Raw genomic sequence first — 13,972 nt, 5'->3', positions numbered from 1 at the left:
CGCCACGCGCTACGCGAAAAACGTCGCCTCATTCGTTGCCGCCGTGCAAATTCGCTGCCTTGCCCTCTGGCTGCAAATCTTGTGACGACACTATCTAGGAGTCTGTCGGGCTTGGGGCGCGGATGGCGACGAGGCCGACATCAACAGGCTGTCATATTCGAGATGTAACTTTCATTGCTGAGTCGTAACTATTGTGTCCGCGACCCTTCTCTGATGGAGTTCAACATGTCCCAATCCCCAGCCAATCCTTCACGACGCCAGGCCCTGAAAATTTTTGGCGGCGTCCCCTTGTTTCCCCTGAGCGTCGGCGCGGGCGGCTCAGCCCTGCTCGCCGCGTGCGGGGGAAGCGGCACCACTGCAGCGGTTGCTGCCACCCCCACGGCCGCCGCCTTTACCGCAATGGCCGCCCCCACTCTGGCCGACGCCACGGCCATGGCGGGCACCACGGTGGCGTCGAGCCTGCAGGTCAGCTATAGCGACGGCAGCAAGCAAGCGTTCAAGCTGGGTTATCAGGAGTTGTTCCAGACGGGTACGCAAGTCCCCAAACTCGGCGGCGGCACGACGCTGGCGGGCGGCTACTACGACATCAACGATCAGCCCATCAACGATGTCTCCGTGCCGGGACAGACGCGCCAGTTCTTTTCCGACTGCCCGGACGGCATGAGCCTGCTGCAACCGATTGCCGGGGCCGACAAGGCCAAGCTCGGCGTCAAGGGCAATCCGCTGTTTGCCGTCGTGCAGTTCGAATATGCCAGCCGCGACCTGGCAGGCCTGGGCAAGAGCTATGGCTGGGGTGATTTGGCCAGTGCCGACAATATGTACGGCAAGCTGCCCTCGCCGATTGCCGTACTCACGCTAGACCAAGACCCCGCCACGGGCAAGCTCAGTCTGGTCGGTTATTTTGACGTGCCGACCAAGCCCGCTTACGGCCTGTGGATCGCCTGTGGCGCCAGCCTTACGCCGTGGAACACCCACCTGGGCAGCGAGGAATACGAGCCCGACGCTTTGGCGGTGTCGCAGGGCAAGGACAGCCGGTTCAACGCCTTCATCAACTATCTCTACAACGACCCGAACGCCTACACCGACCTGGCCAAGGCCAATCCCTATCTCTATGGCCATATGCCCGAGGTCATCGTCAATCCCGATGGCACCGGCAAGGTGGTCAAACATTTTTGCATGGGGCGGCATTCGCAGGAAGTGGCGCAGATCATGCCCGACCAGCGCACCGCGCTGATGGGTGACGACTGGACCAACGGCGGGCCCTTCCTGTTCATCGCCGACAAAGCGGCCGATCTGTCGGCCGGCACGCTGTACGCGCCCAAAATGACCCAAACCACTCCCGCGGGGGAAGGCACGGGCAGTTTCACCGTGAAGTGGATCAAACTCGGCCACGCCACCAGCGCCGAAATCGAGCAACTGGCCAAAACGCTGAAGATCAGCGACATCATGGACGTGGCCACTGCCGATCCGCAAGACACCACCTATACCAAGATCCGCTACAGCGGCAAAGACAACTGGGTGCGCGTCAAGGCGGGTATGGAACTGGCCGCGGCCTTTCTCGAAACCCACCGCTACTCAGCGTTGAAAGGCGCTTCCATGAGCTTCACCAAGCTCGAAGGCGTGACCGCAGATTTCAAAAACAAGGTGGCCTATGTCGCGATGAGCAGCATCACCTCTGCCATGACCGACGGCACGACCGATGTCAAGGTCAAGCCGACCAAGGCGGGTGCGGTGTATGCGCTCAACCTCAAAGCCGCTCAGACCGATACCGAAGGCAACCCGATCGGCAGCGACTGGGTTCCGGTGGACATGGCAGCGCCGTCCGCGCTGATCGGCGAAGACCTGGCCACCCCTGATGCGCTGGGCAACCTTGCCAATCCGAACAAGATCGCCAATCCCGATAACCTCAAGTTCTCCGCCAAGTTGGGCACACTCTTCATCGGTGAAGACAGCGGCATGCACGTCAACAACTTCCTCTGGGCCTATCAACCGGCAAATCAGCAGCTCAGCCGCCTGATGTCCACGCCGCCGGGCGCCGAGAGCACCGGGCTGCAAGACGTCGATGATGTGAATGGCTGGACCTATGTGATGAGCAACTTCCAGCACTGCGCCGACTGGGATTACGACTTGCACGGCAAAGTCCGCTCCACGCTGGAACCGCTGGTCGACAAGCTCTACCAGAGCGGGTTTGGCGCCTCGGTGGGCTACATCACCGGATTGCCGCAGACCACCAAAGTCTGAGCATCCCGCAGACGTTTCATCCAGGCCCGCCACGTGCGGGCCTTTTTTCTGCGGGTTCATCCCGGTGTCAGCCGGGCAACAAATCGGCATACTCCCCGGACTGTGGCGCAGTCTGTTGCGCGATCAAAACCAAGGAGACCGGTGCGGCGCCCAAGCCGCGCCAGACGGAGATGCCTGCTGAATTGCCGCTCGACTGGATACTGGAAAAAACGCCCAAGGGTCGTGAAGAACTCGCCACCCGGGCTCACCATCTCCTGCCCGGGCAGCGCAATCTGCTCATCATGGCCGATGGCCATCGGCCGGTGGCCGAGTTGCTCAAAGCGGGCGCCGACCCCGAGCGCTGTCTTCTAGCGCTGCGCGGCTTGCTCGATGAGGGCTATCTGGTGCGCAACGCCGCCGCGTTTCCCTCAGATGCGCCCGCCTCCTTGTTTGCTACCGACGCGCCGCAGCAGACACCCCACGGCCTGCTCATCGCCCTCGTCGAAGAACAGTTCGGCGCCCAGGCCCCGCGGCTGGTGCAGAAAATCGAGCAACATCCCGACACCCCGGAAGGCCGCGCTGCCGCCGTGCAAGCCTGCGTCAAATTCATCCGCCTGTTCATCGACGAGAAACAAGCCGCAGCCTTCGCTCAGCGCGCGCGGGAGCTGTTGCCTGACTGACCCTTCCGCTTGGAATCCAGCCTGTCGCCGTGTCGTCGCGCCACGGCAGGGCTCCATCACCATCCCCTGCGCGAGTGTTTCAAACCCTCTTGGAGACAACCCTACATGAAAACACTGTTCAACCCCCGCCGTTCGCTGCAAGCCCTCGGTCTGGCCGCCGGTCTGGCCCTGTCCTGCGTGTCGGCCACAGCCTGGGCCGACACCCCGGTGCTGATGTCGCCCCAATGGGCCAGCGAAGCCTGCACCGCCTGGAACAACACCCCCGAGCTGACCAACGGACTCAAGGGCGAGTTCATGCACGACGACAAAGGCCGCGGCTACAAGCTAGTGGAGATGTACCGCACCGATTGCGGCAAGGACACCGCGGTTGAGCTCAAGTTGCAGTTGCAAAACGACAAGGCCATGTGCGTCTCCGGCGGCGCGCCCACCCTCAAGCCTAATTTCGATGTCGACTTTCTCATGCACGCCAACACCAAGCAGTGGGAAGAAATGGGCAAGGGCGAATACGGCCCGATGAAGGCCATGATGTTCGGTCGCCTCGAATTCCAGGGGCCGAAGATGGTGGCCATGCGCGCCATGGACCCGTTCTCCTCTTTCCTGCTGCTGGTCGGCAAAGTGCCGGGCAGCACGGCCACCTGCCCGAAATAAGCAAGAGGTGCGTTTCACGCGCCTGAAATCAAAAAGACAGGGACGCAGTGCATCCCTATCTTTTTGATGTGCCTCGATCATAGACCAGGCTTCGGTGCTGAGGGATGGATATACGCCCACCCTTGCGCTTCCCGAATGGTGATTTCTCCCATTCCGGACGGCACCACAGTGATGAATGGATATAGATCCTTGCGATCCACATGCAACTCGCGCAAGGTATTGGCACATTGCGCTAACAGCACGCCCTGCTGTTGCAGAACTTGCAATTTTTTCTCAAAACCATTGTTCTTGACGTAGGCGGCGAATCCCTGGGCGTTGGCGATCAACTCGACCTGGACCTTGCCTTTGAGCCTGGGGTCATGGAGCAGGTTTTCTATATTGTTGATGGTCTTTTTGATAGCGCCTGGACTACCGGAGTCGATCTGGAAGATCGCACCGTAGTGCGACTGCGTGGCGATTGCCGGAACCGTATCCTCAGCTTGTGCCAGACCGGGCAAGAATGCAAATGTAGTGAGCGTTGCGCCAACAAGCGCACGTCGGATGAACATGTTCATGATGTTTCCTTGGACAAAGTGGGTAATGGCGCTGGAGCCATCAGAAGAAATGACGCAGGCCGATGGTTAGACCACTGGCACTCGCGCCGCCAATGGTTCCCTGTGCGGTGAAACCGTTATCGCCAACATACAAATCTGTTGCCGAATCGTTGCGGATGCGTGAATACGATGTATAGATGTTCGTCCTCTTGGAGAGCGGATAAAGATAACCAATGGCCACTTGCGTTGCAGTGGTGTCAGATTTGTTCATGTCACTGCGCCTGGAAATTGAAGCCAGAAATTTCCCTCGCGGCAGGGGAATAGTTGCGCCAAGCATCCATATTTTCAAATCCGGTACGAAATGTCCTGCCGCATAGGGCAGACCATCGCCGTATTTTTCGTCAGAGTAAAGTGCAGTCAGTTTGGCGACGGAAAAATCATATCCACCATAGAGCTGGACGACTTCATTATTGAACGAGCCCTGTTGGGTGAGCGTTGCAGCTGGACCGAATTCCCAGGCCAGTGCAACATAAGGATTAAATTTGCTGCCTGCGCTGTACGGATGGTTATTTTTTAGGTAATCAATTCCAGCGGTAAAGTTTTTGGATTCATAATCCACGTTCAGTTCATAAGACTGTCCCTTTGAGAAGCTTCCGGGCTGTCCACCAAATGCGTAGAGCATGGCGGCCGTTAGCCCGCCAAAATCGGGAGTCCGGTATCCAACAGCCTGCGAAAATCGAACGTAGTTATAGCCTGCCGGGTCGATGTTTTTCACAGCCCCAGTCATCCCTGTCATGAATGGATCGATCTTGACGAGATTGTCATAATTCAGACTGTAAAAGCGACCGGCCTTAAAAACGCCATAGCGGCTTTTTAAGCCCAGCACGCTGAGGCGACCCATGAACCCCCCACCCGAGCAAACACTCGATCCCACGGCACTGTTATCCCCTTTGTATACGAGGCTACCTGGAAACGAATTGGTGCCGTTTCCACAAAATCCGGTTTCGACATCAAAAAATGTTTGCAAACCCCCTCCCAAATTTTCCTGTCCTCGTATCCCGATCCGGTCTGTGGATTGCACGCCGGAACCGAGCCGGTTCAGGCTGGTGTTGTCATAGGTCAGCCTTTCAATGCCCATGTCGATGACGCCGTAGAGCTGGGCACCCTCCTTAGCGTGGGCCATTTGACAGCATGCCCCTATGACTACAGCTGCCATGATGCTTCTTTTCATGCAATCTCCTCCTTGATCTATTTTTGAACCCGATAGCGTGCTGCTCGGCTCTGGACTGAAGGACTTCAGCAAGGCGGATTCAAATAGAGATTGCAACTCTCAACAAATGGATTTTTCTTGTTACTTATATGAATTAAATTTGTATCAAATTCGGGGCATTAAATATAATAAAATAATTATATGGTGAAAAATATAATAATTATTTTCTTATATTTTAAGAATTTCAATGGGTTGCACGATTCCTCGGCATTCCTATCAGAAAATTGGCAAAGAATATTCATGCAATGCAGCCAATTGACACGGCGTGATCAGTCCAATCGCAGCAGGACGGCGAAGTCTCCGCTGTTACATTAAGACGGACTTGTTGCAAGTGGCCTGGCGCGCCCTTGGCTTTGCCGTCGTGCTGTCAAGCTGATTGCGCTGGACAAACCGTATCGACCAGCTCAGGACTGGCGGGAAACAGGCGGGGGCTGTCAGGTCAGCACAATGTCGTACTGTTGCTGCGAAAACGCGGGTTCGACCTGGAGCGACACCGGCTTGCCGATGAAGTCGGAGAGCGAGGCCAGGTGCTGGCTTTCTTCTTCGAGAAACAGGTCGATGACGTCGGCGGCACCGACGATGCGGAACTCGCGCGGGTTGAATTGCTTGGCCTCGCGCAGGATTTCCCGCAGGATTTCATAGCACACGGTGCGCGCGGTTTTCACTTGCCCCAGCCCGCCGCAGGTGGGGCAGGGCTCCAGCAGCATGTGCGCCAGCGAGTCTCGGGTGCGTTTGCGGGTGAGTTCCACCAGGCCGAGTTGCGAGAAGCCGCTGACGGTGACTTTCACCTTGTCGCGTGCCAGCGATTTACGCAGTTCGTCGAGCACGGCGGCGCGGTGCTGGGCGTTGTGCATGTCGATGAAGTCGATGATGATGATGCCGCCCAGATTGCGCAGCCGCAGTTGGCGGGCGATGGCTTGCGTGGCCTCGAGATTGGTGCGGTAGATGGTGTCGTCGAAGTTGCGCGCGCCGACGAAACCGCCGGTGTTGACGTCGATGGTGGTCATCGCCTCGGTCTGGTCGATGATGAGGTAGCCGCCAGATTTGAGATCGACCCGCCGCCCCAGCGCGCGCTCGATTTCCTCGTCCACGTTGGCGGTTTCGAACAGGGGGCGCTCGCCGCGGTAGAGCTGCAGGCGGCCGCTGACCCGGGGCATGTATTCGGCGGCGAAGCCCTGCAGCAGCTCGAAGTTTTCGCGCGAGTCGATCTGCACGCTGCGGGTGGCGTCGCTCACCAGATCGCGCAGCACCCGCTGCGCCAGGCTGAGTTCCTGGTAGATCAGGGCGCTGGGGCTGGTGACGTGGGCGCGCTGCTGAATGGCGGCCCAGGTCTTGCGCAGATAGGCGATGTCTTCGGCCAGCTCCGCGTCGCTGGCGTCTTCGGCATTGGTGCGCACGATGAAACCTTGCGAATCGCCGGCATCCGCCGCCAGCAGGGCGCTCATGCGTTCGCGCAATGCGGTGCGCAGCTCTGCGCCGTCGATCTTTTGCGAAATGCCGATATGGTTGTCTTGCGGCAGATGCACCAGCATGCGTCCGGCCAGGCTGATCTGCGTGGTCAGGCGCGCGCCCTTGGTGTTGATCGGGTCTTTGAGCACCTGCACCATCAACGTCTGGCCTTCGTAGATCAGCTTTTCGATGGGCTGAAGGGGCGGTGCTGTCGCGGCTTCGCTGGCGGCCTCGGTGGGTACGGGAATGGCCTGACGCTGCCACAGGTCGGCCACATGCAAAAAGGCGGTGCGCTCCAGGCCGATGTCGATGAAAGCGGACTGCATGCCGGGCAGCACCCGCGCCACTTTGCCCAGATAGATATTGCCCACCAGACCGCGTTCCAGGCTGCGTTCAATGTGCAGTTCCTGCACCGCGGCGTGGGCCACCAAGGCGACCCGGGTTTCCTGCGGGGTGATGTTGATGAGAATGTCTTCGGGTGTGGGATTCATGGGCGCGTTGTCTCTTGTTGTGTGGGGCTGTGCGGGTGGGCAGACCAACCGGCTGCGCGCAGCAGCCGCAGCGTTTCAAACAGCGGCAGACCGATGATGCCACTGGCGCTGCCGCTGAGGTGCTCGACGAACGCCGCGCCGCGCCCTTGCAGGGCATAGGCGCCGGCCTTGCCAAAGGGTTCGCCGCTGGCGATGTAATCAGCAATGTCCTGCTCGCTCAAGGCGGCGAAGCGCACCTGCGAGGTTTGCAGCGCCGCGTGTCGCGCCGCGCCTCGCTGCACGCACACCGCGGTGAGCACCTGGTGCGTTTTGCCGGAGAGGGTGCGAAGAATGCGCGCCGCGTCGTCGGCGCTTTCCGGCTTGCCGAAAATCGCGCCGTCCAGCGCCACGGTGGTGTCGGCGCAGAGCAACACGGCGGCCTCGGGCGAGATCTCGGGGCGGCAACGGGCCAGACGCTGCCGCGCGGCTTCCAGCTTGAGGCGAGTGACGCGCTGCACATAGTCGGCCGGAGGCTCGCCGGGCAGCGCGGCTTCCAGCGCCTCGCTGTCTTCGTCGGGCAGCGGGGCCAGCAGTTCGAAGGGCACGCCGACCTGCCGCAGCAACTCCTGCCGCCGCGGGCTGGCGGAAGCCAGATAGACGGTGACGGTTGACGTGCGGTTCGGGTTGGTCTGCATGCGGGGAGCGAAAAAGGGCGGAGCGCCTATTGTCCGTGTAAACGCCTGTGAAAACCGGTTTATGCGGGTTTGCGGCGGTGCGGACGGCGGCTCCTAGAATCTGCCTATGCATATTCATATTCTTGGCATTTGCGGCACCTTCATGGGCGGTTTGGCGGCGCTGGCGAAGGAGTCCGGGCACCGCGTGACCGGCTGCGACGCGCAGGTCTATCCGCCCATGAGCACGCAGTTGCAGCAGTTGGGCATCGAACTGGTCGAGGGCTACGGCGCCGACCAACTTGCGCTCAGGCCCGATCTGTGGGTCATCGGCAATGTGGTGTCGCGCGGCAATGCCTTGATGGAGGCGATCCTCGAAGCCGGGCAGCCTTACATCAGCGGGCCGCAGTGGCTGGCCGAGCATGTGCTGCAGGGCCGCTGGACACTGGCAGTCGCCGGCACCCACGGCAAGACCACCACCACCTCGATGCTGGCGCACATTCTCGAGGTTGCCGGGCTGAATCCCGGTTTTCTGATCGGCGGCGTGCCGCTGGACTTTGGGGCCTCGGCGCGTTTGGGGGGCGACAAGACTCCCCACCCCAACGCTCCCCGCGAGCGGGGAGGGAGCCATCACTCCTCCCCCACGCCGTGGGGGAGGTTGGGAGGGGGAGGGGTGTACGCAGTGATTCGGTCGGCATGTCGTCACCCAGTTCAGAACGGCCACAACGAGAGGAAGAAGCTCGCCAGCCAGGGCACCTTGGCGGCGGCGTACACATCGCCGGTGCCGCTGTATTCCACGCGAGCGTTGGCAATCTGCGTACTCAGCACGGTGTTTTGCGGGCTGACATCGGCCGCGCGCACCACACCGGCCACGCGGATGTATTCATGCCCGCCATTGAGCATGACTTCCTTCTGCCCGGAGATTTGCATATTGCCGTTGCTCATCACCTGCACCACGGTGGCTTGCAAGGTGGTGGTGAAAGTATTGCTCTGCGAGGTAGCGCCGTTGCCGCCGAACTTGGTGGATGAGGTCAGCCCCATCGACGGCGAGTAGCCGCCCACGGTGAAGGGTTTGCCGAAAAAGCTCGACAGCCCAGCGCTCACGTCGTCGGACTTGTTCACCGTGGTGTTGGTCGATTTGGTGGCGTTGGCGTTTTCCTGGATCAGCACGGTAATGAGGTCGCCCACGCGGTGCGCCCGGCTGTCTTCGAACAGCGAGACATTGGTGCCCGGCTGCCAGATGGCGCCGTTGGGCGTGTGCGCATTCATCGACTCCGGTTCGGCCGGAATGGGCAGGGGCTTGAGCGAACCGCTGCTGAGATGCTGCGGCGCCGTGGCGCAGGCGCCCAGCAGCAGGGCGAAAGCCGCGGCCAGCAACAGGCGCAGACGGTGAGAGTCAGAGCGCAGGAAAGACATCGCGGTCATCACAGATTGTTGTTGACGTACTGCAGCATCTGGTCGGAAGCCGTCACCGCCTTGCTGTTGACTTCGTAAGCGCGCTGGGTCGAGATCATGTCGACCAGTTCAGCCACGACGTTGACGTTGGACGACTCCAGATAGCCCTGCCGCACCGAGCCCAGACCGTTGAGCGTGGGCTGGCCGGTGTTGGGCGCGCCGCTGGAGCCGGTTTGCAGATAGAGGTTGTCGCCAATGCTCTGCAGCCCGGTGGGGTTGACGAAGCTGGCCAGTTGCAGTGCGCCCACCTGCTGCGGCGCGGCCTGTCCCGGCAGGGTGACGGACACCGTGCCGTCGTTGCCGATGGTCACGCTTTGTGCGCTGGCCGGAATGGTGACGGTGGGCTGCACCAGATAGCCGTTGGCGGTGACAAGCTGCCCCTGATTGTTGAGCTGAAAGGTGCCGTCGCGGGTGTAGGCGATGGTGCCGTTGGGTTCGAGCACCTGAAAAAAGCCCTGGCCGTTGATGGCGACATCGAGCGAGTTGCCGGTTTGGGTGAGGTTGCCCTGCGTCATCAGCCGCTCGGTGGATACCGGGCGCACGCCGGTGCCCAGTTGCAGACCGCTGGGATATTGCGTGCTCTGCGACGACTGCGCGCCCGGCTGGGTGAGGTTTTGATAGAGCAGGTCTTGAAACACGGCGCGCGAGCCTTTGAAGCCGCTGGTGTTGACGTTCGCCAAATTGTTGGCGATCACGTCCATGCGGGTCTGTTCGGCTTCGAGGCCGGTTTTTGCAACGTAGAGCGAGCGGATCATGGCGGTTTCTCTAATGGCGTTGTGGGGGCGGGCGTGGCGTGGCGGGTCAGCTCACGTTGAGCAATTGCGTGGCGGCCTGATGGTTCTGATCGACGGTCTGCATCAGCTTGGTCTGCATTTCGAACGCGCGGGTGTTGTCGAGAATCTGGATCATGGCCTGCACCGGGTTGACATTGCTGCCCTCCAACGCGCCCACGGCCAGCTGCACATTGCCGTCGGCCGGCGCCGGGCCCTGAGTGTCGCGGAACAGGCCGTCGGCGCCGCGCTGCATCTGCGCGGGCGGCGGGTTGACGAGCTGAATGCGGTTGATCACGACCAGCGCGTTGGGCTGGCTGCCCACCGGCACGCCGGAGATGGTGCCGTCGGCGCCGATCTGTATCGACTCCAGCGGCGGCACGGAAATCGGCGCGCCGCTCTGCCCCAGCACCGGACGGCCGTCGCTGGTGGACAGAATGCCGCTACCGTTCACTTGCAGATCGCCGTTGCGGGTATAGGCGGTGTCGCCATTAGGGGCCTGCACCGCAATCCAGCCCGAGCCGCGAATCGCCACGTCGAGATTGCGGCCGGTATGGTTGATCGGCCCTTCCTGCAGATCGGCGCTGTTGCCTTGCACCGTGGTGTAGGCGCTGGTGGGCAGGGCGTTGCCGTAGACCGGCAAGGCGCGAAACTGCGCCTGCTCGCCGCGGTAGCCAGTGGTGTTCACGTTGGCGAGATTGTTGGTCGTCACCGCCTGCTGGCGCAGGATGGCGCGGGCGCCGGTGGCGGCAATCCACAAGGTATCCATGATGAAGGCGAGCTGTTTTATTACAGGCTAAGCAAAGTCTGGACCACCTGGTTCTGCGTCTTGATGGTCTGCGCATTGGCCTGATAAGCCTGCTGCGCGACGATCAGATTGACCAGTTGTGACGACAAATCGACGTTGGACTGTTCCACCGCGCTGGACTGCAGCACGCCCAGCCCGCCACCGCCCGGCTGCCCTGTGAGCGGCTGGCCCGAGGCGTAGGTGGGCACGAAGTAATTACTGCCCAGTCGCTGCAGGCCCTGCGGCGCCTTGAAGTTGGTGAGGGTGATGAGCCCGAGCTTGGCCGATTGACCGTTGGTGTAGCGGCCGAACACCACGCCGCTGGGATCGATCGACAGATTGCTGAGCTGGCCGACCGCCGAGCCATCGGTGGTGAGCGAGTTCACCACCGAGGTGGCGTTGTAATTGGTCGAGCCGGCGAAGTTGATGCTGATGTTTGAAGGTGAGGCGCCGTCTGCCCAGGTGAGGCCGGAGGCCGTCAGCGTGGCCGTGCCGGTGATGGCCCCGGTCGGGCTGAACTGAATGACGGAAGGGCCGCCGCTGGTGATGCCGCCGGCCGCCGTGGTGCCGTCCACCGAGTAATACACATTCCAAGCCTGACCGCTGGCCGTGGCGCTACCGGAAGGCAGAGCGTAGTAGGTGGTCAGCAGATGCGAGGTGCCCAAGCTGTCGTACACCGTGCTGGTGGTCGAGTAGTTGTAGCTGGTGGGGTCGCTGGTGCTGAAAGCGGTGCCGCTGGGGATCGGCGTGACCGAGGCATTGAGATTCAACCCCAGCGTGCCGCTGGTCGTGGCCTTGGGCGCCAGGGTGGTGGTGGTGATCTGCAGCGGGCCGGAGCCGCCGGTGAGCACCCCGCTGACCGCGGGTGTGCCGATGAGCTGGCCGCCCGCAGCATCGACGATGTAGCCGTTCTGGTCGAGCTGGAACTGGCCGTTGCGGCCATACACCGTGGCGCCGTTGTAGTTGAACTGGAAAAAGCCGCTGCCGTTGATGGCCACATCGAGCGGGTTGCTCGTGGACTCGATATTGCCCTGCGAGAACTGTTGCGCCACCGTGGCTACCGAGGTGCCGATGCCCACCTGCCCATACTGCGGCGAGGTGCCCGCGATGGCCGCGGCGTAGGTGTCGGCGAACTGGGCGTTCGAGCTCTTGAAGCCCACCGTGCTGGCGTTGGCGATGTTGTTGCCCATCACCTGCAGGTCGGTGGAGGCGGCTTGCAGGCCGGACAGGGCGGTTTGGAAGGTGCTCATGAAATCCCCCGAAAAATGGTGTGGTCTGAATGCGGTGTGGTGTTGGGTGCTTCGGGCAAACGCTGCTGACTACATCACGCCCACGATGCTCGACAGCGGCACGGTACTGCTCTGCCCCTCCATCTGGAGTGCGGGGCCATTGCTGCCGTTGAGATAGACCGACTGCACCTTGCCCGTACCGAAAGGCACGGCCGCAACCGGCTGGCCGGTGCCGTCCGTGGCGCTGACGTTGAAGGTGTAGTTGCCCGCGGGGGCCTGTTGCCCGCCGCTGGTCGATCCGTCCCAGTTGAAGGTCTGCACGCCGGTGGGCAGGGCGCCGAGTTGCAGCGTGTCGATGGTCTGACCCGAGCTGTTGAGCACCTGCACCTGCACGTTCTGCGCGGCCGAGGCCAGGGTGAAGCCCCCGGCCGTGCCGCCGCTGCTGGGCAGGCTGATGCTGTTGTTGTCGAACACGACGGTCTGCCCCACCAGATTGGCGGCCTGCAGCCCTTGCGTCTGCGCGAGCTGGGCGGTGAGGGTGGCCATCGACTGCTGCATGCTTTGAATGCCGCTGGCCGTGCTGAACTGCGCGAGCTGCGCCGACAGATCGGTGTTGCTCATCGGGTTCATCGGGTCCTGGTTGGTGAGCTGAGTCACCAGCAGGGTGTAGAAAGTGTTGACGTTGTTCAGTCCGCTCAGGCCGCTGGCGGCGCTGCCCGAGGTGCCGCTGCTGCTGCTCGTCTGCAGCGAGGACAGGAAGGAATTGGAGCTGATGGGAGAGGTGCTCATGGCAGGGGTCTTTCAGTCAGTGGCGGGGCGTTCTGGACAATTCACTGGCCCAGCGTGAGGGTTTTCAACAGCAGGTTTTTGGTGGTGGTCATCACGTTCACGTCGGCCTGATAGGCGCGCGAGGCGGAAATCATGTTGACCATTTCATCGACGGGATTGACGTTGGGGTAGCTCACATAGCCGTCTTTGTTGGCCAGCGGGTTGCCGGGTTCATACACAAGTTTGAGCGGGCCGGGTTTTTCCACCACACCGGCCACCTGCACGCCGTTGACGCCAGCGGGCACGCCGGGGCCGGACAACGGCTGCGCGGCAAACACCACTTCGCGGGCGCGGTAGGGCTGGCCGTTGGAGCTGACGGCGGAGTTGGCATTCGCCAGATTGCTGGCCACCACGTTGAGGCGGTAGCTTTCAGCCGTCAGGCCGGAATTGGCCACATCGAGGGCGGAGAACAGAGACATGATGAATGCGCCGCTTAGTTGCCGGTGATGGCGGAGGTCAGGGTTTTGATCTTGCCGGTGAGGAAGGTGAGATCGGCTTCGTACTGAATGCTGTTTTTCTGGAACGCGGCCTGCTCGCGGTTCATGTCCACCGAGTTGCCGTTCAGGCTCACGTTGTTGCCGGCCTGGTAGGCGATGAAATTCGATCCGGCCGGGGCGACGTTGCCCGCGAGTTGCCTGGCGTTCTCGGTCTTGAGCGGCAGGCCGCCGGTTTGCTGCCCGGATAAAGCGGCTTTGAACGCGGCGGAAAAATCGACATCCACCGCCTTGTAGCCGGGCGTGTTCGCATTGGCGATATTGGCCGAGAGCAATTGCTGCCGCTGCGCCCGCAGGTTCAGCGCGGTTTGCAGCGGGGCGAATTCACGGTCGAGGGCGGAAGTCATGGTCGTGGATCGGGTAGTGAGTGGCGCTTTAACAGCAGATTCCATGCCAGGCGCGACTCGCCGGGATCTGCGGGGGCGAGGCGTCGCAAGCGGCAAATGGCACGAGGGAAAGCGGCAAGAC

At 61.5% G+C, this 13,972-nt stretch carries 14 protein-coding genes and 2 pseudogenes; 5 read left to right on the top strand and 11 right to left on the bottom strand.

The genetic code is table 11. The features are described from left to right. The 4 genes and pseudogenes from ABT24_RS10185 to ABT24_RS10170 all read left to right on the top strand — a co-directional run. Window positions 1–85, top strand: a pseudogene (locus tag ABT24_RS10185) (IS5/IS1182 family transposase); the annotation flags it as partial. A gap of 140 nt (window positions 86–225) precedes the next feature. Next, entirely contained in the window at window positions 226–2,241 is a 2,016-nt protein-coding gene (locus ABT24_RS10180) for a PhoX family protein (RefSeq protein WP_276732696.1), read from the top strand. 170 nt (window positions 2,242–2,411) lie between these two features. Further along, window positions 2,412–2,900, top strand: coding sequence for a hypothetical protein (locus tag ABT24_RS10175; protein ID WP_276732694.1), 489 nt, complete (start codon window positions 2,412–2,414; stop codon window positions 2,898–2,900). Between the two features lie 105 nt (window positions 2,901–3,005). Next, window positions 3,006–3,548 (top strand): SCP2 sterol-binding domain-containing protein, encoded by a 543-nt coding sequence (locus ABT24_RS10170; RefSeq protein ID WP_276732693.1) that lies wholly within the window; start codon window positions 3,006–3,008, stop codon window positions 3,546–3,548. Between the two features lie 77 nt (window positions 3,549–3,625). Here the strand turns inward: ABT24_RS10170 and ABT24_RS10165 are convergent, their stop codons facing one another. From ABT24_RS10165 to ABT24_RS10150, 4 genes are all read right to left on the bottom strand, one after another. Beyond that, entirely contained in the window at window positions 3,626–4,102 is a 477-nt protein-coding gene (locus tag ABT24_RS10165) for a DsrE family protein (protein ID WP_276732692.1), read from the bottom strand. 40 nt (window positions 4,103–4,142) lie between these two features. Beyond that, window positions 4,143–5,312, bottom strand: a complete 1,170-nt coding sequence (locus tag ABT24_RS10160; protein ID WP_276732691.1) for a porin — start codon at window positions 5,310–5,312, stop codon at window positions 4,143–4,145. Window positions 5,313–5,785: 473 nt separating this feature from the next. Beyond that, on the bottom strand, window positions 5,786–7,291 hold the full coding sequence (rng, locus tag ABT24_RS10155; RefSeq protein WP_276732689.1) for a ribonuclease G: 1,506 nt from the start codon (window positions 7,289–7,291) through the stop codon (window positions 5,786–5,788). After that, window positions 7,288–7,965, bottom strand: a complete 678-nt coding sequence (locus ABT24_RS10150; RefSeq protein WP_276732687.1) for a Maf family protein — start codon at window positions 7,963–7,965, stop codon at window positions 7,288–7,290. The genes rng and ABT24_RS10150 overlap by 4 nt, the downstream gene beginning before the upstream one ends. Before the next feature lie 106 nt (window positions 7,966–8,071). Here ABT24_RS10150 and ABT24_RS10145 point away from each other — a divergent pair. Next, window positions 8,072–8,530, top strand: a pseudogene (locus ABT24_RS10145) (Mur ligase domain-containing protein); the annotation flags it as partial. Between the two features lie 122 nt (window positions 8,531–8,652). Here the strand turns inward: ABT24_RS10145 and ABT24_RS10140 are convergent. From ABT24_RS10140 to flgB, 7 genes are all read right to left on the bottom strand, one after another. Continuing rightward, window positions 8,653–9,357, bottom strand: coding sequence for a flagellar basal body L-ring protein FlgH (locus ABT24_RS10140; protein ID WP_231836433.1), 705 nt, complete (start codon window positions 9,355–9,357; stop codon window positions 8,653–8,655). An 8-nt stretch (window positions 9,358–9,365) separates the two neighbouring features. Then, complete coding sequence (gene flgG / locus ABT24_RS10135; protein ID WP_013105535.1) at window positions 9,366–10,151, bottom strand: flagellar basal-body rod protein FlgG; 786 nt, start codon at window positions 10,149–10,151, stop codon at window positions 9,366–9,368. Between the two features lie 46 nt (window positions 10,152–10,197). Then, window positions 10,198–10,935 carry a flagellar basal-body rod protein FlgF gene (gene flgF / locus ABT24_RS10130; protein WP_276731746.1) on the bottom strand — a complete coding sequence of 246 codons (738 nt, stop codon included), beginning with the start codon at window positions 10,933–10,935 and terminating at the stop codon, window positions 10,198–10,200. Window positions 10,936–10,955: 20 nt separating this feature from the next. After that, the gene (flgE, locus tag ABT24_RS10125; RefSeq protein WP_276731743.1) at window positions 10,956–12,203 is read right to left on the bottom strand and encodes a flagellar hook protein FlgE; all 1,248 of its coding nucleotides are present in this window, start codon (window positions 12,201–12,203) and stop codon (window positions 10,956–10,958) included. Between the two features lie 69 nt (window positions 12,204–12,272). Next, the gene (locus ABT24_RS10120; protein ID WP_276710650.1) at window positions 12,273–12,971 is read right to left on the bottom strand and encodes a flagellar hook assembly protein FlgD; all 699 of its coding nucleotides are present in this window, start codon (window positions 12,969–12,971) and stop codon (window positions 12,273–12,275) included. A 41-nt stretch (window positions 12,972–13,012) separates the two neighbouring features. Next, on the bottom strand, window positions 13,013–13,429 hold the full coding sequence (gene flgC, locus ABT24_RS10115; protein WP_013105539.1) for a flagellar basal body rod protein FlgC: 417 nt from the start codon (window positions 13,427–13,429) through the stop codon (window positions 13,013–13,015). A 14-nt stretch (window positions 13,430–13,443) separates the two neighbouring features. Further along, entirely contained in the window at window positions 13,444–13,851 is a 408-nt protein-coding gene (gene flgB / locus ABT24_RS10110) for a flagellar basal body rod protein FlgB (RefSeq protein WP_013105540.1), read from the bottom strand. Between the last annotated feature and the right edge of the window lie 121 nt (window positions 13,852–13,972).

This window comes from Thiomonas sp. SCN 64-16 (assembly GCF_001725585.1).
Taxonomy (GTDB): Bacteria; Pseudomonadota; Gammaproteobacteria; order Burkholderiales; family Burkholderiaceae_C; genus Thiomonas; species Thiomonas arsenitoxydans.
The sequence above is the reverse complement of the archived record's forward strand: the minus strand, read 5'-3'. Positions and strand labels throughout refer to the sequence as shown.

Excerpts from the sequence above, each read along its gene's own strand:
- ABT24_RS10140 (WP_231836433.1), bottom strand. The coding sequence starts at position 9,357 with ATGTCTTTCCTGCGCTCTGACTCTCACCGTCTGCGCCTGTTGCTGGCC.
- flgB (WP_013105540.1), bottom strand. The coding sequence starts at position 13,851 with ATGACTTCCGCCCTCGACCGTGAATTCGCCCCGCTGCAAACCGCGCTG.
- ABT24_RS10175 (WP_276732694.1), top strand. The coding sequence starts at position 2,412 with ATGCCTGCTGAATTGCCGCTCGACTGGATACTGGAAAAAACGCCCAAG.
- flgG (WP_013105535.1), bottom strand. The coding sequence starts at position 10,151 with ATGATCCGCTCGCTCTACGTTGCAAAAACCGGCCTCGAAGCCGAACAG.
- ABT24_RS10170 (WP_276732693.1), top strand. The coding sequence starts at position 3,006 with ATGAAAACACTGTTCAACCCCCGCCGTTCGCTGCAAGCCCTCGGTCTG.
- flgE (WP_276731743.1), bottom strand. The coding sequence starts at position 12,203 with ATGAGCACCTTCCAAACCGCCCTGTCCGGCCTGCAAGCCGCCTCCACC.
- ABT24_RS10180 (WP_276732696.1), top strand. The coding sequence starts at position 226 with ATGTCCCAATCCCCAGCCAATCCTTCACGACGCCAGGCCCTGAAAATT.
- ABT24_RS10150 (WP_276732687.1), bottom strand. The coding sequence starts at position 7,965 with ATGCAGACCAACCCGAACCGCACGTCAACCGTCACCGTCTATCTGGCT.
- rng (WP_276732689.1), bottom strand. The coding sequence starts at position 7,291 with ATGAATCCCACACCCGAAGACATTCTCATCAACATCACCCCGCAGGAA.
- ABT24_RS10160 (WP_276732691.1), bottom strand. The coding sequence starts at position 5,312 with ATGAAAAGAAGCATCATGGCAGCTGTAGTCATAGGGGCATGCTGTCAA.
- ABT24_RS10165 (WP_276732692.1), bottom strand. The coding sequence starts at position 4,102 with ATGAACATGTTCATCCGACGTGCGCTTGTTGGCGCAACGCTCACTACA.
- ABT24_RS10120 (WP_276710650.1), bottom strand. The coding sequence starts at position 12,971 with ATGAGCACCTCTCCCATCAGCTCCAATTCCTTCCTGTCCTCGCTGCAG.
- flgF (WP_276731746.1), bottom strand. The coding sequence starts at position 10,935 with ATGGATACCTTGTGGATTGCCGCCACCGGCGCCCGCGCCATCCTGCGC.
- flgC (WP_013105539.1), bottom strand. The coding sequence starts at position 13,429 with ATGTCTCTGTTCTCCGCCCTCGATGTGGCCAATTCCGGCCTGACGGCT.